This window comes from Paraburkholderia sp. (assembly GCF_035501035.1).
GTDB lineage: Bacteria > Pseudomonadota > Gammaproteobacteria > Burkholderiales > Burkholderiaceae > Paraburkholderia.
In genome coordinates this window covers 1-2,592 of the sequence record NZ_DATJWR010000385.1, presented here as the reverse complement: position 1 = coordinate 2,592, position 2,592 = coordinate 1, and the positions used below count along the sequence as shown (strand labels likewise).

The window sequence follows — 2,592 nt, the reverse complement described above, 5'->3', positions numbered from 1 at the left end:
GCTTTCACGTTCCAGCATCAGCAGATCTGGGTACGCAGCGGCACGCTGGTTTTCGAAGAAGGCGAACAGGTTCACACGCTCGCAGCCGGCGACTGTCTGCAACTGGGGCCGCCCGCGCCCTGCACGTTCTTCAACCCGGGCGACACGCCGTGTGTCTACGTGGTGGCGCTCGTGCGCCGCTGAGCCGCGCGTAATACGTCCTTTTCGGCTTACTCGCGCCTCGCGCATAGCAAACTCACCCCTTGCGAACGCGAGCAGGCAACGCTCGCGGGTCGTTAAATCGACAATCTCACAGGGGCTTTGCGCGCGCCCGAACGCCACGCTCAATGCGAGTCGCCGAATGTGAGCCTTTGCTTATATTCCGAAGTGTTCGGGCTGCGTGATGTTCGCAATGAATACTCGCGTGGACGCCGCACCGGAATATCGCAGCATGTTCGACAACTTCAGTATGGCAATGCGCAACGCTTCGCCGCACTGCGGCGACAACCTTGAGATCCATTTCGCTTACCTGAATTCATCGGCAGGACCACATTTCACCTGCATGTGCCCAAAAAAACATACCATGGCATTTAATCTCCGGGCCGTTACGCGGTGAACCATGCTGGCCCGGCTGCATGCCTTCCCCGCCGGGACACACGCGTAACCTGGGCGAACAACCAGAAGGGGGCAACGATGAGTACAGCTGAAGGAGCGGCTTCAGGAGCGAACACGCCGCCGTGGCATGCCATGCCGGCCGACGAGATCGAGCGCCAGCTCAACGTCGATCCGTCGCAGGGCCTCGAGCCGACGGACGCCGCCAAACGCCTCGGCACCCACGGCCCGAACCTCCTGCCCCAGGGCAAGAAAAGCGGGCCATTGGTACGCTTCCTTGCCCAGTTCAACAACGTCCTCATCTACGTGCTGCTTACGGCCGGTTTCATCAAGTTGATGCTGAGCCTGTGGCTCGACGCCTCCATCATCTTCGCGGTCGTGGTCCTCAATTCGCTGTTGGGTTTCCTGCAAGAAGGCCGCGCCGAAAAGGCGCTCGACTCGATTCGCAACATGCTCTCCGCCGAGGCGCGAGTGCTGCGGGCCGGGGAAGTTCGCCTCGTGCCCGCCGAGGAGGTCGTGCCAGGCGACATCGTGCTGCTCGAATCGGGCGACAGGATCCCGGCGGACATCCGCCTCGTCGAGGCCCGAAACCTGCGTACCGAGGAGGCGGCGCTCACGGGCGAATCGGTCCCTGCGGAAAAAGGCACGGCGATCATGCACGAGAAGGCCACGGTGGGCGACCGTGAAAACATGGCGTTCTCCGGCACGATGGTCCTCTCCGGACGGGCAACCGGCATCGTCGTGGCGACGGGAAGCCAAACCGAACTCGGCCGCATCAACCAGATGCTCGCCGAGGTCAGCGCGCTCGAAACACCGCTCCTGCGCCAGATAAAAAAGTTTGGATACGTCATCACGATAGCCATCGTGATCCTCAGCGTGCTGCTGTTCGCATGGGGCCACTGGCTCGGGCACATGACGTTCATCCAGCTGTTCCAGGCCGTCGTCGGCATTGCGGTTTCGGTCGTTCCGGAAGGCCTGCCCGCGCTGATAACCATCACGCTCGCCATCGGCGTCCAGCGCATGGCCAAGCGCAACGCGATCATCCGCCGCCTGCCGGCCGTCGAGACGCTGGGCTCCGTCTCCCGCATCTGCTCGGACAAGACAGGCACGCTCACGCTCATGGAGATGATGGTGACCTCGGTCGTGACGGCGGAAGCGCCCTACGAGGTAACCGGCGACGGCTACGCACCCGAAGGCGAGGTCAAGGCGGGCGGCAAGCCGCTCGGCACGGCGCCCGAAGTGCTCGCGCTGATGGGCCGCGTGTCCATACTGTGCAACGACGCTGGGCTCTTCGAGGAAGAAGGGAAATGGAAAGTCGAGGGCGACCCGACCGAAGGCGCGCTCTACCCGTTCGCGGGCAAGCTCGGCATGAACAGGGCCGCCGAGGCGGCGGCGGCCCCGCGCATCGACGCCATCCCGTTCGAGTCCGAGCACAAGTTCATGGCGACGGTGAACCGTTCGGAGCAAGGCGAAATGCTGCTGGTCAAGGGCGCGCCGGAGGTGATCGTCGACCATTGCGACCGGCAGCAGACGGCGAGTGGTCCGGAACCGATCGATCGCGCGCGCTTCGCAAGCGAGGGCGAGCGGCTCGCCGCGCAAGGCGAGCGCGTGCTGGCGCTCGCGTGGCTGCCGAACCCCGGCCTCCAGGTGGGCAACCTCGGGCCGCAGGACCTGCCGAAGACACTCGTGCTGCTCGGCCTCGTAGGCCTCATGGACCCGCCGCGCAAGGAGGCGATTGACGCGGTGCGGGAATGCCACGAGGGTGGCATCCGCGTGACGATGATCACCGGCGACCACAAGATCACGGCCGCCGCGATCGCGGGCATGCTCGGCATCGGCGACGGCAAGACGGCGGTGGCCGGCACCGAGATCGAGGCGATGAACGACGCGGAGCTGCAGGAATGCGTTCGCAGCGTGGATGTGTTCGCGCGCGCGAGCCCTGAGCACAAGCTGCGCCTCGTGAAGGCGATCCAGGCCAACCGGCAGGTCGTCGCGATGACG

The 2,592-nt window shown here is 64.7% G+C and carries 2 protein-coding genes; both read left to right on the top strand.

The genetic code is table 11. From position 1 onward, the window contains the following. On the top strand, positions 1-183 hold a 183-nt coding region (locus VMJ11_RS27770; protein ID WP_325623781.1), incomplete at its 5' end, for a cupin domain-containing protein. Between the two features lie 489 nt (positions 184-672). Further along, on the top strand, positions 673-2,592 hold a 1,920-nt coding region (locus tag VMJ11_RS27765; RefSeq protein ID WP_325623779.1), incomplete at its 3' end, for an HAD-IC family P-type ATPase.